Consider the following 26691-nt stretch of genomic DNA (forward strand, 5'->3'; position numbering starts at 1 on the left):
GGGCAACGTGGACGAACTGAGTAAAACACTGTGTAGCAGCAGCTACGCAAAAGATAACGGCGTTCTGCTTTACAACAATGACGTCTATATCCGTGAGGACACCCCGGCGTTAGCACTGCTGGAAGTGCGCCGGGTGCTGGGCCGCGCGTTCGTCCCGGTCACTGTGACGCCGGAAGCGTTTGACGAGATGCTGGCCAAAATCTGGCAGCAGAGCAGCGGCGTTTCACAGCAGCTGGTGGACGACATGGATGCGGATATCGACCTGATGGCGTTAACCGAGGAGATCCCGGATAACGAAGATCTGCTTGATAACGACGAAAACTCGCCGGTGATCCGCCTGATCAACGCCATTCTCGGCGAGGCGGTTAAGGACGGCGCGTCGGATATCCATATCGAAACCTTCGAGCGCACGCTGAGCATTCGCTTCCGCGTTGACGGCGTGCTGCGCCCGGTGCTGCAACCGGCGCGTAAGCTCGCCCCGCTGCTGGTGTCGCGTATCAAGGTAATGTCGAAACTCGACATTGCCGAAAAACGTCTGCCGCAGGATGGCCGTATCTCACTGCGCATTGGCCGCAAGGCGATCGACGTGCGCGTCTCGACCATTCCGTCCCAGTACGGCGAGCGCGTGGTCATGCGCCTGCTCGATAAAAGCAATCTCAAGCCCGACATCAACAAGCTGGGCCTGATTGATGAAGAGCTGGAGAAGTTAAAAGGGCTGATTGACCGCCCGCACGGCATCATCCTGGTCACCGGGCCGACAGGCTCCGGTAAAAGTACCACCCTGTACGCCATTCTTTCGGCGCTGAACGGTCACGAACGCAACATCCTGACCGTGGAAGACCCGATCGAATATGAGCTGGAAGGGGTGGGGCAGACGCAGGTTAACCCGCGCGTGGACATGACCTTTGCCCGCGGGCTGCGCGCTATTCTGCGTCAGGACCCGGACGTGGTGATGATCGGGGAAATTCGTGACGGTGAAACCGCGCAAATTGCGGTACAGGCGTCGCTCACCGGTCACCTGGTCATGTCTACGCTGCACACCAACAGCGCCGCCGGGGCGATTACGCGTCTGCGGGACATGGGGCTGGAGTCCTTTTTAATCGGTTCATCGTTGCTCGGTGTCATTGCCCAGCGTCTGGTGCGTCGGCTGTGTACGCACTGCCGGACCACCAGTCCGCTGGATGCCAATGAAAAAGCGCTGTTCAGCTTTATGGAGGCGCCGCCAAAAGCCATTTATCGCGCGGTGGGCTGTGAACACTGCCGCCAGAGCGGCTATCAGGGCCGTGCCGGTATTCACGAGTTCCTGGTGGTGGACAGCGCCATGCGCCGCGCCATTCATGAAGATAAAGACGAAATGTCCATTGAGACGCAGCTCTTTAAGCAGGCTTACAGCCTGCGCGAAAACGGGCTGCTGAAGGTGATTAGCGGCGTCACCTCGCTGGAAGAGGTGATGCGTGTGACCGCCGAGCGCGGGGGGGATGCGTAATGGCCTTCTACGCCTGGACGGCGACGGATGTCGCAGGCAAAACCCAGCGCGGCACGCTGCAGGCCGAGGGGCAAAAGCAGGTTCGCCAGATGTTGCGCGAGCAAAAGCTGATGCCCGTCAGCATCAGCGAAACCCGTGAAGCGGCGTCTGCCGGAAAAGCAAAAACAGGAGCCAGGCTCTCCACGCCGGTGCTGTCGATGTTTACCCGTCAGTTATCCACGCTGGTCAACGCCGCACTGCCGCTCGAGAGCGCGCTGAAAGCGATCTCGAAGCAAACGGAAGACAACAAGCTGGCGGCAATGGTGGTGGAGATCCGCGAGAAGGTGGTGGAAGGTCACACCCTGTTCGACGCCTTCAGCCAGTTCCCGCGCACCTTCGACAAGCTCTACTGCACGCTGGTGATGGCCGGTGAAAAGACCGGCCACCTGGGCGACGTGCTGGAGAAGCTGGCGGAGTACAACGAGCAGCGCCAGAAGATGAAGAGCAAGCTGACGCAGGCGATGGTCTACCCGATTACCCTCACCGTGGTCGCCATCGCGGTCATCAGCATTCTGCTGGTGGCGGTGGTGCCGCAGGTGATCGAGCAGTTCACCCACATGAAGCAGCAGCTGCCGATCACCACCCGCATGCTGATTGCGGTGAGCGATTTCCTGCAGGCATACGGGATCTACATCGTGGGGATCCTCGGCGGCGGATTTGTTGGTTTTAAGACCTGGCTCAGAAACGCCAAAAACCGTTTTCGCTGGCACAGCTGGCTGGTGAACGGCTCGCCGATTAAAAAGCTGGTGTGCGCGATCAACAGCGCCCGCTATATCCGCACGCTCAGCATCCTGCAGGCGAGCAGCGTGCCGCTGCTTGAAGGGATGTATATCGCGATGGACGGTATCGAAAACCTTTACGCCCGGCAGGTGCTGGAGCAGGCGGCGGATACCGTGCGTCAGGGGGCCTCGCTCTATGCCGCGCTGGAGCAGGCGAAATTATTCCCGCCCACCATGCTGTACATGATTGCCTCCGGCGAAGAGAGCGGCGAGTTAGGCAACTTAATGGACCGCGCGGCGGAAAACCAGGAGTCGGCGCTACAGCATCGTATTACGTTAACGCTCTCGGTATTTGAACCGGCGCTGGTGGTCTCCATGGCGACGATTGTTTTATTCATCGTGCTGTCAATATTACAGCCGCTTCTGCAACTTAATAATATGGTAGGTTAAATCATGGCTATAAAAACAAAACGTCTGGCTCGCCAGGCGGGGTTCACCTTGCTCGAATTAATGGTGGTGATCGTTATTCTCGGCGTTTTAGCGAGTATGGTGGTGCCCAATTTAATGGGTAACAAAGAAAAAGCGGACGCGCAAAAGGCGACCAGCGATATTGTTGCGCTCGAAGGCTCGCTGGATATGTATAAGCTGGACAACCACCGCTACCCGACCACAGAGCAGGGTTTGCAGGCGCTGGTGACGAAGCCGGAAATCGCACCAATCCCGAACGGCTATCGCACGGATGGCTATATTCGCCGCCTGCCGCAGGATCCATGGGGCAGCGATTATATTCTGGTCAGCCCAGGTGAACACGGTGCGGTGGACATTTTCTCTGCGGGTCCGGACGGCGAAGCGAATACTGCCGATGACATTACCAACTGGTCTCTGGATAAGAACGAGAAGTAATGAAAAATCAACGCGGCTTTACGTTGCTGGAAATTATTCTGGCGCTGGTGATATTTGCCAGCTGCGCCATGATGGTGGTGTCCACCATTCCTTCGCGCAGCGGCGCGGATATATTTGGCCAGCAATTAAAAGCGCTCGTTGATTATGGTTCAGACCGTGCGGTGATGGACGGAAATATTGTCGGGCTGGTGATCGCCACTGATAAATATCAGCTGGTGACGATCGCGGATAAAAATGGCGAGCGTCACTGGGTGCCATTATCTGCCGGACGTATTACCACCAAAGGTGATTTTCCGGAAGAGATGCACGTGTCGCTCTCGCCGCAGCGCCTGGCCGCGACGGTGGCGTCCGAGCCACAGGTGATCTTTTTACCGGACGGTGAAATCAGCCGTTTTACGCTGACGCTGCAAAGTTACGACAAACAGCATCACTTCCGCGTGGTGTCGCAGGGCACGGCCCCGGTTTCGGTAGAGAACGATGGCTAACGACAACACAAAGCAAAAGGGGATGACGCTGCTGGAGGTGATGGTCGCGCTGGTGATTTTCTCCACCGCCGCGCTGGCGCTAATGAACTCGGTCTCCCTGAACGTGCGTTTTACCCATGGCTTGGCCGATACCTTGCAGGCCAGTTGGGTGGCGGAAAATCAGCTGGCGGAAGCGCAGCTCACCAAAACCGACTTCCCGGATGCTGAGCAGCAGGGGACGGAAATCATGGGCGGGCGCAGCTGGAACTGGCGTAAGCAGCGGGTGAAAACCGCCGACAACGGCTGGGCGAACTCCATTCGCGTCTATGCGGAAGGCGATGAGAGCCAGCCGGTTATTTCCCTGCACATCATTCCGCCGGGAGAGAGCAAGTGAAGAAAACGCGACGCCAGCGCGGATTTACCCTGCTGGAGATCATGATTGCGCTGACTATTTTCGCGGTAATCAGCACCCTGGCCTGGCAAATTCTGGACGGCGCGATGCGTACCAGCTCGGCCACCGATGCCAGCGCCGCTAAGCTCAACCAGCTTCAGCGCGGCTGGAGTCTGATGGAGCGCGATTTTTTCCAGCTACAGGCGCGAGCGCCGCGTAATGAGCCAGATCTGTTCCGTCAGGAGGGCGATGCCCTTGAACTGACCACCCTGAATGGCGTGAGCGGAACGGTCCAGCTGGAGCGCGTGCGCTGGCGGCTGGAAGAGGGGCGTTTGTACCGCGACGTCTGGCAGGTCATTGACGGCCCGGTGGACGTTAAGCCTGACGAAGTGCCGATTGTCAGCGGCGTAAAAGCATTGCAGTGGCGGTTTTATCGTCAGGGCTGGCAGACAGCCTGGCACGACGCCGCCCATCTGCCGGACGGCGTGGAGGTCACGTTGACGATGGAAAACGGGGATACCTGGCGCTGGGTGTTCACCACGCCGGGGGATATGCCGGAGGTGGTCGCTGCCGCAGCCCCAGAGAAAGCCGCCGACGCGCCTGCGACGACTCCGGACGCAGCCCCTGCGCCTTCGCCGGAGACCAGACCATGAACCGAATCCGTCAACAAAAGGGCGTCGCCCTGCTGGTGGTGCTGATTTTGCTGGTGATGATGTCGGCGCTGGCCGCCAAAATCAGCCAGCAGTTCTGCCGTAATTTGCAGAAAACGCATTATCAGATAAGCCAGCAGCAGCTGCGCTGGGCGATGCAGGCCCAGGAAAAAGTGGTGAAGGACAGGTTACAGACCGATGCCAGCGGCGAGAGCAAGCCGCTGGCGCTGGACGGCGACTGGCATCAGCCGCTGGAGACGCAGGGAGAAGACTACACGGTCGTGAGCCAGGTGGAAGACGCTCAGGACTGCTTTAACGTCAATAACCTGTTGACCGCCGACGTCGCGCCCCAGGGGCAAAGCGCTCCCGCGGTGGCGGAAAAACCGCGTAAAGAGCGGATTGTTGAACAACTCCTGACGGAAAGCGGGCTCAGTCCGGGCACGGCGGAGGCGGTCTATTTCCAGCTGGTGGATTATCTCGATGGTGACAGCACCACGGCGAAAGAGGGTGCCGAAAGCGATGCGTGGGCTGGCGTCGTGCCCGCCCGGCAACCGGCAAACCAGATGATGCGCAGCATCGCGGAGATCAAACTGCTGCCAGCGTTCCCGGTTACGGCATATCCGAAGGTGAGCAAGCTTTTATGCGCGCTGCCGGACGCCGCCAGCAAGGTGGACGTTAACACCCTGCAACCGGAACAGGCCGTGGTGCTGGCGGCCATGTTTCCGGGAAAATTCACGCAGGATGACGCGGTTCGTCTGCTGGATACACGTCCGGAATCGGGCTGGGAAAATATGGACGCGTTCAGCAAAGCGCTGGAGCAGACCTTCCCGCAGTTAAAAGACGATCTCCCGCAGGTGGCAGATCAATTTTCTATAAACAGCCGGTACTTCCGCGTGAATTACAGCGGCAATACCGATGAATTAACGCTTCGCGTGGTCAGCCAGCTTCAGATGAATAACGAAGCCGGTGAGATCGTGACGTGGCAGCGTCGTTACCGAATGATTGAATAAGAAAAGTAGAACGTTATGAAACAGGTACTTTTTGTTCGCCCCGACAGCCGCGAGGGCGGGAAAATAATGTGCTGTGAGTCCGGCAGCGAGCGCGTCGAGGTGCTCGACAGCCTGGAGATGCTGGCCGAACACCCGCTGGCTACACGCGTTTGTCTCCTGCTGCCCGCCAGCGACATGATTTTCCGCCATTTCACGCTGCCGAAAAAGGTGGCTTCTCAGGCGATGGCCTTCTCGTGGATGGCGGAAGAGACGCTGATTGGCGACGTGGACAACCTCCACTGGACAGTGCTCTACAAAAAAGGCGCTGACGTCGACGCCGTTGCCATTGACGCCGACCGCCTGCGTGCGGCATTGACCCGCTGTCACGAGGCCGGATTAAACGTGATTCAGGCCCTGCCTGATGCCTGGCTGCTGCCCGTGGCGGCAGGGGGCAGCACGCTGGTCGCACAGGATAAAGTCTACTGGCTGCGTTTATCTCCCCACGTGGCGGGTGAAATGGAGGGAACCCTGCTGCCGCTGTTGATGCAGAAAGCCGGAGACGGGGAAGTGTGTTGCTACGGCGACGCGCCCGCGGACGTTCACGTTGACGTACAGCATGCCTGGCAGCACCCGCTGGTGCTGATCCAGCCGCAGTGGAAAACCTGTCGTGTGAATCTGCTTCACGGTGAATTCAGCCTTAAGGCCGGTCATGGCCAGGCCGCAAAAAGCATGAAAGCAGCGATGATAGCGGCGGGCCTGCTGTCCGTTGGTCTGCTGCTGGGGCCGCGCATTGCGATGGCCTGGATGCTGGTGCAGCAGGAAAATCGGGTTCAGCAGGAGATCGTTCAGGTTTATCAGCACCATTTCCCCAGCATGCGCCAGCAGACCAATATCAAATATCACTTTGGCCAAAGCCTGAAAAAACAGAGCAAGGGGTTCTTTCTTCAGCTTGAGGAGCTGGAGAAAGCCCGGCAGTCAGTCCCTGCGATGGAGATCGATCTGCTGGAATACGATGCGCAGCAAAACACCCTGACGCTGAGCGTTAGCGCGCAAAGCCAGCCCGCGTTGCAGGCGTTTGTGAACCAGACCAGTGAGAATTTTGATTTTACCTTACAACCTGTTTCAACAACCGAACCGTATACCGCCATGATCGCAGGGAAACATAAATGAAAGAGCGAATCGCGCAGCTGAAATCACGCTATCAGAATTACAGCGCCCGGGAAAAAATCATTTTAAAAATATGTGCCGTTGCCATTGTGGGGGCTGCGGTGTATTACACAGGAGTAATTCCCCTGGATAATATGATCCAAAATAGTAAATCGACGCTTAAAAGACAAAAAGAGACGCTTAACTGGATGCGCAGTGAAATTGATAAAAATCATCTTCAGGTCCAGTTAGTTAAAACGAATAATCCGCGTACGGTGGTCGAGAACAGCGCTCATGAAATTAATCTTTCACTGACGGATGTGCGCCAGGAGGGGCAAACTTTATCGTTCGTGGTGAATCGGGTAAATGTATATGAATTAAAAAGCTGGCTGCGTGAAATTAATCAGACCTCCGGCGTGACATTGCAAAAAATAAACCTCACGCCGGTTGACCACCTCAGCGATGTGAAAGCACAGGTGCAGCTTACCTGGTCAAAAAGCGCATGAATACCTTCACGCTGATGCGGGAGGCCTGTCCGCTCGGTTTCCCGATGATGAGTGCTATCCTGGGCGGGATTATGGGCAGTTTTCTAGGCGTTGTTGCCGAGCGCGTACCGGGAATGGTGATGGATGAGGAGGGGAGCGGCAATCTGCTCTTTCCTGCCTCGCACTGCCCGGTGTGTCAGCACACGCTTGCTGCATGGGAAAATATCCCGCTGCTCAGTTGGCTGTTATTACGGGGGCGCTGTCACCAGTGCGGCAGCGCGATCCCGCTGCGACTCTTTTTGGTGGAACTGTTCTCCGCGCTGTTTTTTGGCATCACGGCCTGGTGCATGCCGGACGTTCAGGCGCTGTTCTCTTTGTGGTTACTGGCGGCTTTTTTACTGCCGCTGGCCATGATCGACTGGCAGCATCAGTTGTTGCCGGACTGCCTGACCCAGCCGCTGCTGTGGGCGGGGTTAGTGCTCCATGCTATTGACCACACATTGCCGCTACGTGATGCGCTGTTTGGCGCGGTGGCGGGCTATCTGTCGCTCTGGCTGCTCTACTGGGCTTTTCGTCTGATCGCCGGACGAGAAGGGCTGGGTTACGGGGATTTTAAGCTACTGGCGGCGCTGGGCGCCTGGTGCGGCTGGCAGGCATTACCCTCCATTGAACTGGCGGCAGCGTTAAGCGGTATTGTCGGTTATTTCGCCGTCAATAATTTAAATAAAAATAACCTCACTATTTCTTTTGGTACTTACCTCGCCTTTTCTGGAATCGTGGTGTTTATTAGTCAGCAGTTTGCTTTCACATTTTAAATATACTGGTCAAGGTTTTTTATAAATCTTTTTGATGCTGGGAGAGAAGGACGACTCTTTACGCTCGGTGTATCGTAGGAGATATAAGCTACACGGGATTTGGCTTGTATCTTTTTATGGAGGAATACAGCGCAGCAACAATTTTTTGTTTACGGCACTCACGTTGGTTAAATACGCATTACGCGAAACGCATCCATGATCTCACGGAAGGCATGGGTTATTACGTTATAAATAAATTTATCAGGAAATAAAAATGAAATTTATGAAACCAAAATATCTGGCGCTCTTTATTGCGGCGGCCACCAGCTCCGCATTTGCAGCTGCGCCGGGTACGCCTTCTATTACATCGGGCAATGATAAATTTGCGCTGGTAGAAGTGGATCAGGCGGCACAGGATTACAACAACCTCATCAAAGTGCATAAAGAGGGTGTTGATGTAAAAGTGGAATGGAACGTCTGGAGCGGTGACGCCCCAACGTCTGCAAAAGTGCTGCTGGACGGCAAGACCGTCTGGACCGGCGCGGGCAGCGCGGCGGGTTCTGCGACCTTCAAAGTCAAAAAAGGGGGCCGCTATCAGGAACAGGTCGAACTGTGTAACGACAGCGGCTGTACCAAAAGCGCAAGCAAACTGATTATCGTGGCGGATACCGACGGAAGCCATTTGCTGCCGCTGAATACGCCGCTGCTGGAAAATAACAAAGCTTTCGCTCAGCATACCGATAAAGTCGTCGGTGCCTATTTCCCTGAGTGGGGCGTTTACGATCGAAACTTCTCTGCGGATAAGATCCCGGTCGCGAACATTAACCACCTGCTGTACGGCTTTATTCCAATTTGCGGTGGCGACGGTATTAACGACAGCGCCAAATCTTCAGGTGCACTGGAATCCCTGAAACGCGCCTGTGCTGGCCGTCAGGACTACACCGTGGCCATTCACGATCCATGGGCTGCATTGCAGAAACCGCAGAAAGGCGTAAGCAACTGGGACGATCCCTACAAAGGTAACTATGGGCAGCTGATGGCGATGAAAAAAGCCCATCCTGACCTGAAAATTCTGCCATCCATTGGTGGCTGGACCCTGTCCGATCCGTTCTATCAGATGGATAACAAAGTACTGCGTGACCGTTTCGTGGCGTCGGTAAAAGACTTCCTGACCACCTGGAAAGTGTTTGACGGCGTGGATATTGACTGGGAATTCCCGGGCGGCGGCGGTGAAAACGCCAAACTCGGCAATCCTCAGACCGATAAAGCCACCTACACCGCGCTGATGCACGACCTGCGTCAGATGCTGAATGAACTGTCTGCGGAAACCGGTCGTACCTACGAGCTGACTACTGCAATCGGTGCCGGTAAAGATAAGATCGAAGACGTGGACTATAACACCACGCAGCAGTACCTCGACCATATCTTCCTGATGAGCTACGACTTCTACGGTGCCTGGAGCAATACCGATCTGGGCCACCAGACCGCCCTGTACGGTGCTTCCTGGAAACCAGACACTAACTACACCACCGATAATGCGGTGAAAGCGATGCTGGAGCAGGGCGTTAAGCCAGGCAAGATCGTGGTAGGCGCAGGTATGTATGGCCGCGGCTGGACCGGCGTTCATGGTTATACCGGCGATAATCCATTTACCGGCACCGCAACCGGACCAATTAAAGGGACATGGGAAAACGGTATCGTTGACTATCGTCAAATCGTCAACCAGATGCTGGGCAAACCGGGCTGGGAATACAAATATGACGAAGCGGCTGAAGCGCCGTACGTGTTCAACAAGTCCACCGGTGAGCTGGTGACGTACGATAACGCCCGTTCCGTTATGGCGAAAGGCAAATACGTACTGAACAAAAACCTGGGCGGACTGTTCGCATGGTCTATCGAGTCTGATAACGGCGATATCCTGAACGCCATGAACGAAAGCCTGCTGGGCGGAAGTTCCATCCCGGATCTGCCTGTTGAGACTAACCATGCGCCAGTGGCTTCAGCTGCCGATCAAAATGTCACCGGTCCTGCAACCGTGACCCTGGATGGCTCTGCTTCCAGCGACCAGGACGACGATGCGCTGACCTATAAATGGACGCAGGTTTCAGGCCCTTCTGTGACCATCGCCAATAGCACCAAAGCAAAAGCCAGCTTTAGCGTTCCGGCTGTGACAAGCGACCAGAACCTGGTCTTCCGTTTGACCGTAACCGACGCTAAAGGGCTGAGCAATGCTGTTGACGTCCAGGTTGTGAATAAAGCGCCTAAAGCCAACCAGGCGCCGGTAATCAATGCTATGGAAGCCGTTACCGTTCAGTCCGGTGAAGCAATTTCTCTGCACGCACAGGCATCCGATCCTGATGGTGACGCGCTGACCTACAGCTGGAGCGTACCGGCTGATATGAACGCGACCGGCACTGATTCGGCCAACGTTCGCATCACTGCGCCAGAAGTGCACAATACTTCTTCCTACACCCTGAGCGTTATTGTGACGGACGGTAAAACCAGCGTGCAGTCTGACGTGCAGGTGACGGTGGAGCCTAAGCCAGCTGACGAGGTAACGCCTCCTGCCGATGACGTCACACCACCGGCTGACGACGTAACCCCTCCTGCCGATGACGTCACACCACCGGCTGACGACGTAACCCCGCCAGCTGACGATACCACCGGCAGCTGCGACGCACCTGTCGATGCCAACGCCAGCAAATACGCTGCGTGGGACGCGAGCAAAATCTATAACAACGGCGATACCGTAAGCTTCGACCACCTCGTGTGGAAAGCGAAATACTGGACTCAGGGCAATCAGCCTGGCTTCGGTATGGACGCGTGGGAGCTGGTAAGCAACGTGAAGATGAACTGGCGTTCTGACCTGGTCTACAACGGCGGCGACACCACCACCTATGAAGGTAACGTTTACCGTGCGAAATGGTGGACCCGTGGTGATAACCCAGCAAATAGCGACGTATGGGTAAAAGAAGGCGCATCAACAGATTGCAAATAATCTAACCCATTAATTACTCCCCCCTTCTGAGGGGGAGTAATTAAAAATTCATTTTACAGGATGTTTCTAAGGAGAAATAACCAATAAAGTCAGCAGGTAAAAATGAAAAAGCTCATTTTGTTGTTATTAATAATAAGCCAGGGCGCTCTGGCAAACTGTTGGGATAAAGCGGCGCGTTATTATCATGTCGACCCTTATTTATTGTACGCGATAGCGAATGTGGAATCCGGTATGAATCCGTACGCGGTTGGGCAAAACCGCGATGGCACGCGGGATGTCGGGCTGATGCAAATCAACAGCTCGCATTTTACCGCGCTGGAAAGCAGAGGCATCGATGAGTATCGCTTAATGACCGAGCCGTGTACCTCCATCATGGTGGGTGCCTCCATTCTCTCCGGAATGATAAGAGTATATGGCTATAACTGGGAAGCGGTAGGCGCTTATAACGCCGGGTTGAAGAAAGAGAATTATCCGCAGCGGATGAAATATGCCCATAAGGTCTGGGCTAAATATCAGCAATTAAAATTAGCAGCGCGTGATTAACGTTTTTTATTTTTGAAGAATTCCTGAAGGTGTTCTTCGAAAAGTGAAAACAGCTGAATGTGGTTTATGTATTAACGGAATAATACCTAAGCCGGGATATTAACATTTAATTTGAAACGAACAGGAAAACTGAAATGAACAAAAGGACGTTACTGAGTGTACTTGTTGCTGGTGCTTGCGTTGCACCTTTTATGGCGCAGGCCGCCTCTTTGCAGGCGACCACCGGCGAGCCGTACACCATGAAAGCCAGCGATCTGGCGAAGAAAGAGCATGAGCTCACTAACTTCCCGCTGATGGCCTCCGTTAAAGAGACTATTCAGACCCTGGACAACGCGCAGGTCGAACTGATTGAGCCAGGCCGCGCGGCGAACCCGGACAACGTCAAACGCGTTGAAGGGATTGTGAAAGCCAGCGACTGGGAATATCTCTTTCCGCTGCGTGCACAGGCTTATACCTACAGCAACTTCCTGAAAGCCGTGGGTAAATTCCCGGCGCTGTGTAAGACCTACAACGACGGTCGTGACAGCGACGCTATCTGCCGCAAAGAGCTGGCGACCATGTTTGCCCACTTTGCCCAGGAAACCGGCGGCCACGAAAGCTGGCGTCCGGAAGCCGAATGGCGTCAGGCGCTGGTCCACGTGCGTGAAATGGGCTGGAGCGAAGGGCAGAAGGGCGGCTATAACGGCGAATGTAATCCGGACGTCTGGCAGGGACAGACCTGGCCTTGCGGTAAAGACAAAGACGGCGATTTCCTGAGCTATTTCGGACGCGGTGCGAAACAGTTGTCCTACAACTACAACTACGGTCCATTCTCTGAAGCGATGTACGGCGACGTGCGTACCCTGCTCGATAAACCTGAGTTGGTGGCGGACACCTGGCTGAACCTGGCCAGTGCTATCTTCTTCTTCGCCTATCCACAGCCGCCAAAACCAAGCATGTTGCAGGTGATCGACGGTACATGGCAGCCGAACGATCACGATAAAGCCAACGGCCTGGTCCCGGGCTTCGGTGTAACAACCCAGATCATCAACGGTGGCGTTGAGTGCGGCGGCCCGACTGAAATTGCGCAGTCTCAGAACCGTATCAAGTATTACAAAGAATTTGCGAACTACCTGAAAGTCCCTGTTCCGGCGAACGAAGTGTTGGGTTGCGCCAACATGAAGCAGTTCGACGAAGGTGGCGCAGGCGCCCTGAAGATTTACTGGGAACAGGACTGGGGATGGAGCGCGGATACCCCGGACGGCAAGACTTACTCTTGCCAGCTGGTGGGTTATCAGACACCGTTCAGCGCGTTCAAAGAGGGCGACTACAGCAAGTGCGTGCAGAAGTTCTATAACGTGAATATCGTGAATGACGACGGTTCCTCGGTGACGCCGGACGAAACCCCGGTCACGCCAACGCCAACACCTTCTGAAGATGTTACGCCGGCCCCAACGCCAGCGCCAGTTCCGGATGAAACTCCGGTTGAACCTGTCGCGGTGAACCACGCGCCGGTTGCGCAGATTGCAGGCCCAATCGGTGCCGTAGAAGCGGGCGCGCAGGTTTCTCTGAGCGCGGAAGGCTCTACCGACGCAGACGGCAACAAGCTGACCTACACCTGGCGTTCTCAGGATGGCCAGACCGTGACCGGCGAAGATAAAGCGGTGGTGACCTTTAAGGCGCCTGAGTCTGCAACGGCGCAGCAGTATGAAGTGAGCCTGACCGTCAGCGATGGCGAGCTGAGCAGCACCACGTCTTACCTGCTGAACGTGAAAGCGAAAGCGGCAACGCCATCCGGAGAAGATACGTCTTACCCGGCATGGAGCGCGAACAGCAAGTACAACGCCGGTGATATCGTGAACAACCACGGTAAATTGTTCCAGTGCAAACCGTTCCCGTACAGCGGCTGGTGTAACAGTGCGCCGACGTACTATGAGCCGGGTGCAGGCCTGGCATGGGCTGAAGCCTGGACGGCTCTGTAAAAGCAAACGGCAACCCTCGGGTTGCCGTTTTAATGTTTGCACCCTCTACCTGTGGGAGAGAGCCCGGGTGAGGGCATCAGTCCGCACTCTCTGTTTTTTGCCGGGTGGCGCTGCGCTTACCCGGCCTACATGAGGCTGGAACGCTTACCGGTGTAACTTCCCGTGATCCCGCAACCACGCCGCCGTACGCACTATCCCTTCATCGAGCGAGATAATCGGTTTATACCCCAGCTCGTTCTCCGCCCGAGAAATATCCAGCGTAAAATCAAAGTTGAGCTTCGACACACCGTAATGCGTCAGCGCAGGCTCTTTCGCCGATTTACTGCCAAAGCGCTCCATGCTGCGGGCAATCATGTCCAGCATCGGGTAGGGAACGGAACGGATCCGGCAGTCGATTTTTAACTCATCAATCAGCCTTTGCACAATGCTGCGCAGGGTACAGGGTTCGCCGTTGGTAATGTTATAGGCGCGGCCCGACACCAGCTTATCGCACTCCGGCTGGCTCGCCAGCCACATGGCGTGAACGGCATTTTCGTAATAGGTCATGTCTACCAGCGCATCGCCGCCGCGCGGTAACAGCACGCTGCCGTAATGGTGCATCATCTGGGCCAGTCGCGGGATAAAGACTTTGTCGTGCGGCCCAAACAGGCTCTGTGGTCGCAGCACGGTAAAGCGGGTGTGCGGATTTGACTGGGCCAGCAGGTCGATCACCTCTTCGCCAGCCGCTTTACTGCGGGCAAATTCACAGGCAAAGCGCGCAGGGCGGAAATCTTCCTGAATATCACGATGATGGTGATAATCAAAATAGAGCGACGGGGAAGAGATATGAATAAAGTTACGCACGCCCCAGGCGACGGCCCATTCGCCCAGACGGCGCGTGGCGCGCACGTTGGCGAGATCGAAGGCTTCCTGGGTACCCCACGGGGAGGTAAAACTGGAGCAGTGCCACAGCGTATCGATACCGGCGAGCATCACCTTGGCCTGAGAGGAGACCAGCTCCGTCAGGTCGGCATGGACAAACTCAGCGCCCATTTTTTGCAAGAGCTTGCCCATCGCCTCGTTGCGACCGGTGGCCCTCACGCTGATGCCTTTGTTGCGCAGAAATTCGACCGCATTTCGGCCTAAGCCGCTGGTCGCCCCGGTAACCAGTACCTTCATAACAATCCACTGTGTTGAAAAGAATTTCGTGCGCATTCTTTCGTGAATTACGATGTGTTGCAATGGGAAAGGTGAAAGATTAAGAGTTTTATTTAGTTACTTTCCCGCTTTTCTTCTGCCAGTTGCGCAATCCGTTTCGCCATTCCGCGGAAGATAAACAGGTGTGCCGGGATCATCAGCAGCCAGTAGAACAGCCCGGGCATTCCGTGCGGGTGCCACCACGCCCGAACGTCCAGCTCGCGGTGAACGCCTTTGTCTTTAAGGGTGAAGCAGAGCCGCCCCAGCCCCGGTGCCTTCATGCCAAACAGCAGCGCCAGCTGTTTTTCCGGCTCAACGATGATCACCTTCCAGCTGTCGACCGTATCGCCCACGTTCAGATACGGGGCGGCAGGACGGCCTTTTGCCAGCCGGTGACCCACCAGCAGATCCAGCGCGCCGCGCGTTTGCCAGAGGATATTGCCGAAGAAATAGCGCTCTTTGCCGCCGATCTGGTTCACAACGTCCCACAGCGCTGAGAGGCTGGCAGTGGTTTTTACCGTACAGCCCGCCTGTTTTGGGTAATAGCCGTACTCGGGCCGCCAGCGGGCAAACGCCTGCGCGTCGTAGCCCCAGTCACTGGAGTTCACCAGCTTCTCTTCTTCTTTCAGCGTATTGCGTACGGCATCGTCGAAGGGGATCAATTCCTGAGGGATCAAGGCACGCAGTTCACGATCGTCCGCCAGCAGATCGTGTTTCAGTCCCTGTATAAGCGCTTTGGCAGTCGTCGGCGGCACGGAGGTGATCACATTCAAAAACCACACCGAAATCCAGCGGGTCGGGAAGGGGACGGGCACCAGCCAGCGGCGGCGGCCACTCACCCGCATAAAATGTTCGAACTGCGCCTGATAGCTCAACACTTCCGGGCCAGCCGCCTCCAGCACACGATGCGCCGCCGCCGGATGATCCAGCAATGCCACCAGATAGTGGAGTAAATTCTCCAGCGCAATGGGCGTGGTGCGCGAGCGTACCCAGCGCGGCGGTGTCAGCACAGGCAGGTTGTAGACCATATCGCGCATCACTTCGAACGCGGCGGAACCCGCGCCGACGATGATCCCTGCCCGCAGTTCGGTGACGGGGATACGGGCGCTTCGCAATGTCTCTGCCGTCAGTTGCCGGGCGCGCAGATGGTCTGACTGCTCGTTCTCAGGCGCCTGAAGCGAGCTTAGAAAGATCACCTGCTTTACCGGCGTTTGCAGCAGCGTATCACGTACGTTCATCGCCACCTGACGCTCGTGGGCGATAAAATCGCCGCCTTCGCCCATGCTGTGAACAAGGTAGTAAAGCGTATCGACCCCTTCCAGCAGCGCAGGAAGCGCTTTCGGCCAGTTAAGGTCAACGTTGTGACACGTCACGCCAGGCAAATGTAGCTTTTGCAGGCGTTCCGTGTTGCGTGCCACTGCCAGCACCTGGTGCCCCTGCTGGCTTAACGCAGTGGTCAGATGCTGACCGATATACCCGCTGGCACCGAGCACCAGAATACGTTGCGGCACGGTATGCTCCTTAACGCTGTAAAAACGCCTGCCAGTGTTTCACCACCTCGGTCAACTGCTCGCGGTTAACGTCAAGATGCATCACCAGTCGCACGACCGGGGAGGCATTGATCAGCACGCCTCGGGCTTTCATAAATTCGCCCAGCGCGGCAGCATGCTCATTGCCGACGCGGACAAACAGCATGTTGGTGTCATGACGCATGACATCAGCGCCGATTTCACGCAGCTGCGCTGCCATCCACGCCGCATTGTCGTGATCGTCTTTCAGGCGTGACACGTTATTTTTCAGGGCGTACAGTCCGGCAGCCGCCAGAATACCCGCCTGACGCATCCCGCCGCCGGTCATTTTACGCCAGCGGTTGGCGCGTCTGATGTAGTCTGCACTGCCAACCAGCAGGGAACCCACCGGCGTACCCAGCCCTTTAGAGAGGCAAATGGTGAACGAGTCGCAATATTGGGTGATCTCTTTTAGCTCGCAGCCGTACTCCACCACGGCGTTGAAGATACGTGCGCCGTCAACGTGCAGGCCGAGCTTGCGCTCGCGGGTAAAATCCCATGCCGCTTTCAGGTATTCGCGCGGCAGAACTTTACCGTTATGGGTGTTTTCAAGGCTAAGCAGTTTAGTGCGGGCGAAGTGAATATCGTCGGCTTTGATTTTTGCCGCGACTTTGTCCAGCGGCAGCGTACCGTCCGGCGCAGCATCGATCGGCTGCGGCTGAATGCTGCCAAGCACCGCCGCGCCGCCGGCTTCATACAGGTAGTTATGCGCCCCCTGGCCGACGATATACTCTTCGCCGCGCTCGCAGTGGCTCAGCAGCGCCACCAGGTTAGCCTGCGTGCCGGTGGGCAGGAACAGGGCAGCCTCATTACCGCTCAGCTCGGCCGCATAGCGCTGGAGTTCGTTGACCGTCGGGTCATCGCCGTAGACGTCGTCCCCGACCGGGGCGGCCATCATCTCTTCGAGCATGGCGCGGCCCGGACGGGTAACGGTATCACTACGTAAATCAATCATTTCACATCCCTTTCATTTAAGAGGTCTTGTGAAATGTTTTACCTGAGCCAGTTGGTTTTTGCCAGTTCGATCACTTCGTCACCGCGCCCGCTGATGATGGCGCGCAGCATGTAGAGGCTAAAACCTTTAGCCTGTTCCAGCTTGATTTGAGGCGGGATTGCCAGCTCTTCTTTGGCGACCACCACATCCACCAGTACCGGGCCGTCGATGGAGAAGGCACGTTGCAGGGCTTCGTCCACCTCTGAGGCTTTCTCCACCCGAATACCGGTGATACCGCAGGCTTCGGCGATGCGGGCGAAGTTGGTGTCGTGCAGCTCGGTGCCGTCCGTGAGGTAGCCTCCGGCCTTCATCTCCATCGCCACAAAGCCCAGCACGCTGTTGTTAAAGACCACGATTTTCAGCGGAAGCTTCATCTGCGCCACCGACAGGAAATCCCCCATCAGCATACTGAACCCGCCGTCGCCGCACATCGCCACCACCTGACGTTCCGGTGCCGTTGCTTTCGCGCCCAGCGCCTGCGGCATGGCGTTGGCCATTGAGCCATGGTTGAACGAGCCAAGCAGGCGTCGTTTGCCGTTCATTTTCAGATAGCGCGCGGCCCAGACGGTGGGCGTACCCACGTCGCAGGTGAAGATGGCATCGTCGTCGGCGAAGTGGCTGATCTGCTGCGCCAGATACTGCGGGTGGATCGCTTTTTCGCTAGGTTTGGCGAGATCGTCCAGCCCCTTACGCGCATCGCGATAGTCGCTCAGGGCTTTATCGAGGAATTTGCGGTCCGTTTTTTCTTCCAGCAGCGGCAGGAGGGCGGCGAGGGTGGATTTAATATCGCCGATAAGCGCCATATCCACCTTGCTGTGCGCGCCGATGCTACCGGGATTAATGTCGATCTGGATAATTTTCGCATCCGTCGGGTAGAACGCGCGGTACGGGAACTGGGTGCCGAGCAGGATCAGCGTATCGGCGTTCATCATGGTATGGAAGCCGCTGGAAAAACCGATCAGCCCGGTCATGCCCACATCGTACGGGTTATCGTATTCAACGTGCTCTTTCCCGCGCAGGGCGTGCACAACTGGCGCCTTCAGCTTAGCGGCAAATTCCACCAGCTCTTTATGCGCGCCGGCACAGCCGCTGCCGCACATCAGGGCGATATTGCTGGAGTATCGCAGCAGTTGCGCCAGCTTTTTAAGCTCTTCATCCGCAGGGGTAATGGTTGGCTGTGGCGCAGAGTACCAGTGGGTGGTGGCGGTTTCAGGTGCGGCCTTCAGCGCCACGTCCCCCGGCAGCACAACCACCGAAACCCCGCGATTCAGGATCGCCTTACGCATGGCTATCGCCAGCACCTGTGGGATCTGCTCCGGCGACGAGACCAGCTCGCAGTAGTGGCTGCATTCACGGAACAGCTCCTGAGGATGCGTCTCCTGAAAATAGCCGCTGCCGATTTCGGATGACGGAATATGTGCGGCAATCGCCAGCACCGGAACATGGTTGCGGTGACAGTCGAAAAGACCGTTGATAAGGTGCAGGTTTCCCGGTCCGCAGGAACCTGCACAGACGGCGAGTTCGCCCGTGAGCTGCGCTTCGGCACCCGCGGCAAAGGCGGCGACCTCTTCATGGCGGGTGGGCATCCATTCAATGGTCTTCATCTTGTTGAGGCTGTCGCTGAGTCCGTTCAGCGAATCGCCGGTGACGCCCCAGATACGCTTTACGCCAGCCTGCTCCAGGGTTTTCGCTATGTATGCAGCCACGGTTTGTTTCATGGTGGTCCTTCTCCTTTATGTGATATCGCTTACAAGCTTAGAAGAAAGTCACTGTATTGGCTGCCTGGTATTCCATACGCACAGGCAGTAGGCACAACGTAAGCCGGGTAAACGCAGTGCCACCCGGCAACAAATGGGGGCACTGCGCCAGATTATGCCAGCACCAGGTCCCCCTGCGGATGGCATGAACACGCCAACACGTAACCCTCTGCAATTTCCGCATCGGTCAGCGTCATGGTGCTGGTGACGGTGTATTCACCGGAAACCACCTTCGTCTTACAGCAGCCGCACACACCCGCGCGACAGGCTGCCGCTACCGGCACGTTATTGCTTTCGAGCGCTTCAAGCAGCGTGGTGCCCACGCGACCAAAGAAGGTCTGCGCCGGTTGCAGCTTCGTGAACTTCATCCCGCTGGTCGCCGCTGCCGCTACAGGCGTGAAGAACTGCTCTTTAAAGAAGCGGGTCACGCCGAGCGCTTTCACTTCTTTCTCCACGATCTCCATGTACGGCGCCGGGCCGCAGGTCATCACGGTACGATCCGCAATGTCCGGCACGCTTTGCAACATTTCGCGGCTCAGACGCCCCGCGACGAAACCGTGCGTCGCGTTGTGCTCAGCCACCAGCGTCACCGGATAGTTGCGCCATTCTTCGGCAAAAATCACATCTTCCGGGGAACGCACGCTGAAAATCACCTGCACGTCGGCCTGAGGACGGTATTTCGCCAGCCAGCGACGCATCGACATAATCGGCGTCACGCCACAGCCTGCCGCCAGCAGCAGGAATTTATCTTCCGTCTTGTCGTCACAGGTAAACTCGCCCTGCGCGTCAGACAGCCAGATGTAATCCCCGCGCTTCACGTCCCGGGTCAGCCACTCGGATCCTGCGCCGTCATCAATACGACGGACGGTGAGCGTTATGTATTCGCTCACGCCCGGCGTGGAGGAGATCGTGTAGGCGCGCAGGGTATCCGCCGAATTACGCACACTCACCAGCGCATACTGACCTGCGCGGTACGGGTAGTAGTCATGGCACAGCAGCGACAGTGTCCACACATCCGGCGTCTCCTGTTGGATGTGATGAACCTGCATCCGCCACGGACATTGTGAGGTTGGCATGGTCATGAGTTACTCCTTACGCGCTCAGCAGTTGCTTCATATCATCTTCAACGTTGGTCACGGAACGCAGACCAAATTTCTCGTTCAGGATGGCCAGCAGGTCCGGCGTCAGGAAGCCTGGCGCGGTCGGCCCGGTGACGATGTTGGTCACGCCGAGAGAGAGCAGGGTCAACAGAATAACGATCGCTTTCTGCTCGAACCAGGAGAGCACCAGCGACAGCGGAAGATCGTTCACGCCGCAGCCCAGTTTCTCTGCCAGCGTGACCGCCAGAATGATGGCTGAATACGCATCGTTACACTGACCAGCATCCACCAGGCGTGGCAGACCTTCGATGTTGCCGAAGTCCAGCTTGTTGAAACGGTATTTACCGCAGGCCAGGGTCAGGATCAGACAGTCTTCCGGAACGCGGGTGGCGAAATCGGTGAAATAGTTACGTTCCCCGCGCGCGCCGTCACAGCCGCCGATCAGGAAGATGTGACGCAGTTTTTCACGGCTAACGAGGTCAATCAGGGAATCCGCCGCACCCAGCAGGGTTTCACGGCCAAAACCGACGGTGATGAGGTGCGGAATTTCGCTGTACGGGAAGCCTGCCATCTGCTGCGCCTGCGCAATAACCGGACCGAAATCATCGCCATCAAGGTGGCTCACGCCCGGCCAGCCGACGATGCTGCGGGTCCAGATACGGTCGTCATACGCGCCCACGGTAGGGTCGATGATGCAGTTAGAGGTCATGACGATTGGGCCAGGGAAGCGGGCGAACTCCACCTGCTGGTTCTGCCAGCCGCTGCCGTAGTTACCGATCAGATGCTTAAATTTACGCAGTTCCGGGTAGCCGTGCGCGGGCAACATTTCGCCGTGGGTATAGACGTTAACGCCGGTGCCTTCGGTCTGCTTCAGCAGGTTGTAGAGATCTTTCAGGTCGTGGCCGGAGATCAGGATGCATTTACCTTCGGTCGCTTTGACGTTGACCTGCGTCGGCGTTGGGTGGCCGTAGGTGCTGGTTTCACCGGCATCCAGAATGCTCATCACTTTGAAGTTCATCTGGCCGATTTCCATCGAGCATTCCAGCAGGGCGTTCATGTCGGAAGGCCAGGTGCCCAGCCATGCCATGATTTTGTGGTACTGGGCATAAATGTCGTTGTCGTACTGGCCGAGTACGTGCGCGTGCTCCATATACGCCGCAGCACCTTTCAGACCGTACAGGCACAGCAGGCGCAGGCCGAGGATGTTCTCGCCAATCGCCGCTTTGTCTTTATTGGGAGTAAATTCGGCGGCCTGACGCTGTAGCTCGCCCAGGTCGTCGCTCACCAGCTGTAGTTCCGCCATCGGGTTGTCCACGCGGGCGCTGGCGTCGGCATTCAGGCATTGCGCTTTCAGGGCTTCACGCAGGGCAATCGCTTCGCGGGCATAGCCCACAATGCGTGGAGAATCGAAGTTAACGTTAGTCAGCGTGGAGAAAAATGCGCGCGGCGCAAAGCTGTCGACATAGTGATCGACAAGGCCATATTCACGGGCCTTGAAGGCCCAGGCGGATAAGCCTTGCAGCGCCGCAATCAGCAGGTCCTGGAGATCGGACGTTTCTGCGGTTTTGCCGCACATACCCTGCGCGTAAGAGCAGCCGTTGCCTGCCGGGGTACGGATGGTTTGTTCACATTGCACACAAAACATAATCACACCTGTTGAAGTTATATTTGAAATACATGTTTAAGGTTATGCCTGTGCCACAACGGAGAAAAGTGCTTTCTTATACTAAGTGGAGGGTTATTGATTTAGCGCAATTTTGGCGGCAGGTTCACTACCGCCAAAGCAGTATCAGGCTGAGAAGAACGCCATCAGGATGGGGACCAGCAGGCTCAGAATAAAGCCGTGTACAATAGCGGCAGGAACCATCTCCAGACCTCCCGAGCGCTGTAACACCGGCAGAGTAAAGTCCATTGAGGTGGCCCCGCACAGGCCCAGCGCGGTAGAGCGGCTGCGGCGTACCAGGCCGGGGATCAGCATGATGGCTATCAGCTCGCGCGCCAGATCGTTAAAGAAGGCGGCGCTGCCGATCACCGGACCAAACGATTCGGTCAGCAGAATACCGGACAGCGAATACCAGCCAAAACCGGATGCCATCGCCAGGCTGGTTTTCAGCGGCAGATCGAGAATAAAGGCGTTAATCACTCCCCCCGCCATTGAGCTGGCCACAACGATAACGGCAACCATCATGCCCCGGCGGTTCAGGACAATCTGCTTCAGCGTCATGCCATTATTTCGCAACTGAATACCGATCAGGAAGAGCAGGAAAATCAGCGTATATTCGCTGGCTTCCGTAGCGTGCTGTAAAAAAGCCCATCCGGTTAGCCCCAGTAAAAAACCGAGCACCACCACGCCGCACAGCTTTAATGATTCCAGCGCCATCGCAATTCGGGAGGGAAGCTTTTCCTGATGGTGGTGATTTTTCCAGGGAATAGTGCGTTCCAGCCAGAACAGCGCGGCAATATTGCACAGCAGAATAACCACTACCGTAACCGCAGAATAATGCAGGATGGAAAGCAAGTTCGTCGCCAGATTATCCAGGAAGGCCAGGCTGATCCCCATAAAGAACAGAATGACGTAAACAATCCAGCTGAGAAAACGATTAATAAGCTTTAAGGCCGATTCATGACGCAGCGGAATAAGATAGCCCACAATCAGGGGCAGAAGAATGATGAGGAGTCCTGAGAACATGAACAGCCGGTCCTTTTGAGTATCATTTAAGCGCCAGAGACACTACCCAATAAAGGCTGTACAGTAAAGCGGCAAAAGAAAGCCGGGTGGCGGCTGCGCCTTACCCGGCCTACAAAGTGCACACTCACGTAGGTCGGGTAAGCTTTAGCGCCACCCGACATTACAGGCCGCACTTAATTAATCGCGTTTTTCCAGCAGGGTGCGATACAGCACGCCGCCCAGAATACCGCCAATAATTGGCATCACCCAGAACAGCCACAGCTGTTCAAGCGCCCAGCCGCCCTGGAAAATAGCCACCGCGGTGCTACGTGCCGGGTTAACGGAGGTATTGGTCACCGGGATGGAGATCAGGTGGATAAGCGTCAGCGCCAGACCAATAGCAATGGGGGCAAAGCCCGCAGGCGCGTATTTGTCCGTTGCGCCGTGGATCACCAACAGGAAACCTGCGGTGAGCACAATTTCAATCACGATAGCAGACAGCATTGAGTAGCCGCCTGGAGAGTGTTCGCCGAAGCCGTTTGACGCAAATCCGCTGGCCGCGGCGTCAAACCCGGCTTTTCCGCTGGCAATGACGTACAACACCGCCGCGGCAATAATACCGCCAATAACCTGGGCAATAATATAGCCAATAATATCTTTCGCCGGGAAACGTCCGCCCGCCCATAAACCTAACGTGACGGCCGGGTTGAAATGACCGCCGGAAATATGCCCCACCGCGAATGCCATGGTTAATACGGTTAAACCGAATGCCAGCGCGACGCCGACAAATCCAATACCTAATTCCGGAAATGCGGCTGCCAGTACTGCGCTACCGCAGCCACCAAACACCAGCCAGAATGTACCAAAGCATTCTGCCGCTAATTTTCTGAACATAACCACCTCAATAATAAACGTCCGCGCCCATTCCTGCGCGCGGGTTATATCGCCATAAAGGGATGACGACTCAAAGAGCCAGTATTTTGAAACCATCAACATCCCTTCGCCACTCAAATAAATTCACTAAATTTGATTTAAGGCAATGTGATGTCAATCCTTGTTCAGAACGGAGGTAATTAGAGCATAGCCCAATAATTAAGGGGGTGTATATTCTGCTGTCGTGACCTACAGCCTGCCGCTATACTGCTGATAACTTGAAGGAAAAAGTGGCCGAAATGCGGGGGATGTATGCTACTCGAACGTGTGGAGATTGTCGGGTTTCGCGGGATTAACCGCCTGTCGCTGCAACTGGAACAGAACAACGTCCTGATAGGCGAAAACGCCTGGGGTAAATCCAGCCTGCTGGATGCCCTGACGCTGCTGCTTTCGCCCGAAGAGAACTTGTACCACTTCGTCCATGATGACTTCTGGTTTCCGCCGGGGGATGTCAACGGGCGCGAGAAACACCTGCATATCATTCTGACCTTCCGCGAATCCGAGCCCGGTCGCCATCGCGTGCGTCGTTTTCGCCCTATGTCGCCCTGCTGGGTGCCCTGTGAAGATGGGTTCCAGCGTATTTTCTATCGCCTTGAGGGCGAAATGGCGCAAAACGACGGGGTATTAACCCTGCGTGAATTTCTTGATGAGAAGGGGAATCCGATCCCGCTCGTTAATATTGACGAGCTTGCCCGCCATCTGATCCGCCTCTCCCCCGTGTTGCGCTTACGAGACGCGCGCTTTATGCGGCGGATCCGTAACGGCACCGTGCCGAATATGCCCGAGGTGGAGGTGACCGCCCGCGAGCTGGATTTCCTCGCCCGTGAACTGGTCTCACGGCCGCAGAACCTCACCGACGGCCAGATCCGTCAGGGACTGTCTGCCATGGTCCAACTGCTGGAGCACTACTTCTCTGAGCAGGGAACGGGGCAGGCGCGCCACCGCCTGATGCGCCGCCGCTCGCACGACGAGCAACGAAGCTGGCGCTATCTCGATATTATCAACCGCATGATCGACCGCCCCAGCGGGCGCACGCATCGGGTGATCCTGCTGGGATTATTCTCCACGCTTTTACAGGCGAAAGGGACGGTGCGCCTGGATCGGGACGCGCGCCCTTTGCTGCTGGTGGAAGATCCGGAAACGCGGCTGCACCCGATTATGCTTTCCGTGGCGTGGCATCTTCTTAATCTGCTGCCGTTGCAGCGTGTCACCACCACGAATTCCGGCGAGCTGCTCTCCCTGACGCCGGTGGAGTATGTCTGCCGCCTGGTGCGTGAATCCTCGCGGGTCACCGCCTACCGGCTCGGGCCCGGCGGGTTAAATGCCGAAGATGGCCGACGCATTGCGTTTCATATCCGTTTTAACCGTGCCTCTTCCCTGTTTGCCCGCTGCTGGTTGCTGGTGGAAGGGGAAACCGAAACCTGGGTGATAAACGAGCTGGCGCGCCAGTGCGGGCACCACTTTGATGCCGAAGGGATCAAAGTGATCGAATTTGCTCAGTCTGGCTTAAAGCCGCTGATCAAATTTGCGCGCCGGATGGGGATAGAGTGGCACGTGCTGGTGGATGGCGATGAGGCGGGTAAAAAATATGCGGCGACCGTGCGTAGCCTGCTCAATAACGATCGTGAAGAGGAGCGGGAACATCTGACCACGCTGCCCGCGATGGACATGGAGCACTTTATGTACCGCCAGGGATTTGACGACGTCTTTCACCGCGTGGCGATGATCCCGGTGGATGTGCCCATGAATATGCGTAGGGTGATTGCCAAAGCTATCCATCGGTCGTCAAAACCGGATTTGGCCATTGAAGTCGCGACGGAAGCGGGCAGGCGGGGCGTGGAGTCGGTGCCCACGCTGCTGCGTAAAATGTTCTCCCGCGTCCTCTGGCTGGCACGCGGGAGAGCCGATTAACGGGCAGTCGCCTGCGATACCTGTTGGAGCAGGCTATCAAGCAGGATATAGCGGCGGCGGTACTCGGACCGTTTTTTACTCGCAATCTCTTCCATCGGTTTGCGTGGCATGGTCAGTGGCAGGGCAAAGTTGCCGTTCTCCTGCTGCTGTCCGCCAAGGGAGCGCCAGAAGCAGTCATAGTCAGCCAGCAATTTTCCCTCTTTTTTCTTGCGATAGCGCCAGCTGCGGTAGATGTGGGTGGCGTTACTCACCGCGAGGATCTGCTCGACGGGGAAGGCGCCTGCCAGCGTCATGACCGCTTCAACCAACAGACGTTTTGGGAACAGTCCGTGACAGGCTTTGGTCGCCAGCTGAATGTGCTCGTGCGGGACATGCGCTTTCGCCCCCTGCATTCCGCCGATGAAGAGCGTTGACTTGCCCTGGTATTTGCACAGCGTAAAGGTCAGCTCGGCCAGCACCGTGTTCTGGTGGTCGCAAAAAGTGAGGGTCGCTTCCCCTTCTTTGTCCAGAAACGCATCCGCGCTCAGGCGAACGCTAAACTGCTGCTCCTCTTTGCCCGTTAACGTCACCAGCGTGATGCCCTGGCTGGAAAGGTAGCCGTTCAGCAGTGACGCCGGAAGATGGCGGCTCATCATCTGATAGTGATTGTCCAATGCGTCCAGCGTATTCTGACGGCCCATATTGACGGTCAGCCACGGTCGGTGCAGGCGGCACGGCAGGCCGGGCTGCACGCGCAGGATCTGCATCAGACGGGGCTGTTTTGCAAGGTTTCCGAGCAGGCGCGCAGTGGTGAACGGCGTTGCCAGCGAGCGCAGCATAAACTTACGTCGATAGGCCGGATTTTGCCACGCCAGCCCCGGCGTGAGGGAACCCGATGCCAGGCTTTTAAACAGTTGCCAGCCCGATTTAGGCTGGGACAGCGTTGAATAAGGTGTATCGACGATGGAAGACATGTTAGATCCTGCTTCTGGTGGAATTTCGCTATTTCAGCAGGCGCTTTATCAACATCGGGTAAA

At 56.5% G+C, this 26691-nt stretch carries 23 protein-coding genes; 14 read left to right on the forward strand and 9 right to left on the reverse strand.

Going from position 1 to position 26691, the window contains the following annotated elements; translation table 11 throughout:
• The first annotated feature begins 7 nt into the window (after positions 1–7).
• The 13 genes from gspE (at position 8) to L2Y28_RS07145 (ending at position 13568) form a co-directional block, all read left to right on the forward strand.
• Positions 8–1486 (forward strand): type II secretion system ATPase GspE, encoded by a 1479-nt coding sequence (gene gspE / locus L2Y28_RS07085; RefSeq protein WP_022647587.1) that lies wholly within the window; start codon positions 8–10, stop codon positions 1484–1486.
• Positions 1486–2694 (forward strand): type II secretion system inner membrane protein GspF, encoded by a 1209-nt coding sequence (gene gspF / locus L2Y28_RS07090; RefSeq protein WP_058655688.1) that lies wholly within the window; start codon positions 1486–1488, stop codon positions 2692–2694. Before gspE ends, gspF begins: the two co-directional genes overlap by 1 nt.
• A gap of 3 nt (positions 2695–2697) precedes the next feature.
• Positions 2698–3147, forward strand: a complete 450-nt coding sequence (gene gspG, locus L2Y28_RS07095; protein ID WP_022647589.1) for a type II secretion system major pseudopilin GspG — start codon at positions 2698–2700, stop codon at positions 3145–3147.
• Positions 3147–3632, forward strand: coding sequence for a type II secretion system minor pseudopilin GspH (gene gspH / locus L2Y28_RS07100; RefSeq protein WP_022647590.1), 486 nt, complete (start codon positions 3147–3149; stop codon positions 3630–3632). The genes gspG and gspH overlap by 1 nt, the downstream gene beginning before the upstream one ends.
• Positions 3625–4005 carry a type II secretion system minor pseudopilin GspI gene (gene gspI, locus L2Y28_RS07105; protein WP_022647591.1) on the forward strand — a complete coding sequence of 127 codons (381 nt, stop codon included), beginning with the start codon at positions 3625–3627 and terminating at the stop codon, positions 4003–4005. Before gspH ends, gspI begins: the two co-directional genes overlap by 8 nt.
• The gene (gene gspJ / locus L2Y28_RS07110; protein ID WP_022647592.1) at positions 4002–4655 is read left to right on the forward strand and encodes a type II secretion system minor pseudopilin GspJ; all 654 of its coding nucleotides are present in this window, start codon (positions 4002–4004) and stop codon (positions 4653–4655) included. Before gspI ends, gspJ begins: the two co-directional genes overlap by 4 nt.
• Complete coding sequence (gspK, locus tag L2Y28_RS07115; RefSeq protein WP_022647593.1) at positions 4652–5662, forward strand: type II secretion system minor pseudopilin GspK; 1011 nt, start codon at positions 4652–4654, stop codon at positions 5660–5662. Before gspJ ends, gspK begins: the two co-directional genes overlap by 4 nt.
• Before the next feature lie 15 nt (positions 5663–5677).
• On the forward strand, positions 5678–6811 hold the full coding sequence (gspL, locus tag L2Y28_RS07120; RefSeq protein WP_022647594.1) for a type II secretion system protein GspL: 1134 nt from the start codon (positions 5678–5680) through the stop codon (positions 6809–6811).
• Positions 6808–7293 (forward strand): type II secretion system protein GspM, encoded by a 486-nt coding sequence (gene gspM, locus L2Y28_RS07125; RefSeq protein ID WP_022647595.1) that lies wholly within the window; start codon positions 6808–6810, stop codon positions 7291–7293. Before gspL ends, gspM begins: the two co-directional genes overlap by 4 nt.
• Positions 7290–8087 carry an A24 family peptidase gene (locus L2Y28_RS07130; protein WP_022647596.1) on the forward strand — a complete coding sequence of 266 codons (798 nt, stop codon included), beginning with the start codon at positions 7290–7292 and terminating at the stop codon, positions 8085–8087. Before gspM ends, L2Y28_RS07130 begins: the two co-directional genes overlap by 4 nt.
• A 253-nt stretch (positions 8088–8340) precedes the next feature.
• Positions 8341–11064, forward strand: a complete 2724-nt coding sequence (locus tag L2Y28_RS07135; protein WP_022647597.1) for a glycosyl hydrolase family 18 protein — start codon at positions 8341–8343, stop codon at positions 11062–11064.
• A gap of 102 nt (positions 11065–11166) precedes the next feature.
• Positions 11167–11607: a type III secretion system invasion protein IagB gene (gene iagB, locus L2Y28_RS07140; RefSeq protein WP_022647598.1), complete on the forward strand. Its 441-nt coding sequence runs from the start codon at positions 11167–11169 to the stop codon at positions 11605–11607.
• Positions 11608–11741: 134 nt separating this feature from the next.
• Positions 11742–13568, forward strand: a complete 1827-nt coding sequence (locus L2Y28_RS07145) for a chitinase (protein ID WP_022647599.1) — start codon at positions 11742–11744, stop codon at positions 13566–13568.
• Positions 13569–13712: 144 nt separating this feature from the next.
• On the opposite strand, the gene L2Y28_RS07150 is transcribed toward L2Y28_RS07145, so the two are convergent.
• The 8 genes from L2Y28_RS07150 to aqpZ form a co-directional block, all read right to left on the reverse strand.
• Complete coding sequence (locus L2Y28_RS07150) at positions 13713–14726, reverse strand: NAD(P)-dependent oxidoreductase (protein ID WP_022647600.1); 1014 nt, start codon at positions 14724–14726, stop codon at positions 13713–13715.
• Positions 14727–14818: 92 nt separating this feature from the next.
• Positions 14819–16255 carry an SDR family oxidoreductase gene (locus L2Y28_RS07155; RefSeq protein ID WP_022647601.1) on the reverse strand — a complete coding sequence of 479 codons (1437 nt, stop codon included), beginning with the start codon at positions 16253–16255 and terminating at the stop codon, positions 14819–14821.
• Between the two features lie 10 nt (positions 16256–16265).
• Positions 16266–17267: a low-specificity L-threonine aldolase gene (gene ltaE / locus L2Y28_RS07160; RefSeq protein ID WP_022647602.1), complete on the reverse strand. Its 1002-nt coding sequence runs from the start codon at positions 17265–17267 to the stop codon at positions 16266–16268.
• 38 nt (positions 17268–17305) lie between these two features.
• Positions 17306–19024, reverse strand: a complete 1719-nt coding sequence (gene poxB / locus L2Y28_RS07165; protein WP_022647603.1) for a ubiquinone-dependent pyruvate dehydrogenase — start codon at positions 19022–19024, stop codon at positions 17306–17308.
• Between the two features lie 152 nt (positions 19025–19176).
• Entirely contained in the window at positions 19177–20145 is a 969-nt protein-coding gene (gene hcr / locus L2Y28_RS07170; RefSeq protein ID WP_022647604.1) for an NADH oxidoreductase, read from the reverse strand.
• Positions 20146–20155: 10 nt separating this feature from the next.
• Positions 20156–21808: a hydroxylamine reductase gene (hcp, locus tag L2Y28_RS07175; RefSeq protein WP_022647605.1), complete on the reverse strand. Its 1653-nt coding sequence runs from the start codon at positions 21806–21808 to the stop codon at positions 20156–20158.
• Positions 21809–21952: 144 nt separating this feature from the next.
• Positions 21953–22852 carry a lysine exporter LysO family protein gene (locus L2Y28_RS07180; RefSeq protein ID WP_022647606.1) on the reverse strand — a complete coding sequence of 300 codons (900 nt, stop codon included), beginning with the start codon at positions 22850–22852 and terminating at the stop codon, positions 21953–21955.
• 177 nt (positions 22853–23029) lie between these two features.
• Positions 23030–23725 (reverse strand): aquaporin Z, encoded by a 696-nt coding sequence (gene aqpZ, locus L2Y28_RS07185; RefSeq protein ID WP_026080729.1) that lies wholly within the window; start codon positions 23723–23725, stop codon positions 23030–23032.
• Positions 23726–24016: 291 nt separating this feature from the next.
• On the opposite strand from aqpZ, the gene L2Y28_RS07190 reads away from it, so the two are divergent.
• Positions 24017–25675: an ATP-dependent endonuclease gene (locus L2Y28_RS07190; RefSeq protein ID WP_022647607.1), complete on the forward strand. Its 1659-nt coding sequence runs from the start codon at positions 24017–24019 to the stop codon at positions 25673–25675.
• On the opposite strand, the gene L2Y28_RS07195 is transcribed toward L2Y28_RS07190, so the two are convergent.
• Positions 25672–26628 (reverse strand): VirK/YbjX family protein, encoded by a 957-nt coding sequence (locus L2Y28_RS07195; protein WP_022647608.1) that lies wholly within the window; start codon positions 26626–26628, stop codon positions 25672–25674. The genes L2Y28_RS07190 and L2Y28_RS07195 overlap by 4 nt on opposite strands.
• Positions 26629–26691 lie beyond the last annotated feature (63 nt).

Origin of the sequence: Enterobacter sp. JH25 (assembly GCF_021725435.1) — a bacterium.
GTDB classification, from domain to species: Bacteria; Pseudomonadota; Gammaproteobacteria; order Enterobacterales; family Enterobacteriaceae; genus Enterobacter; species Enterobacter intestinihominis.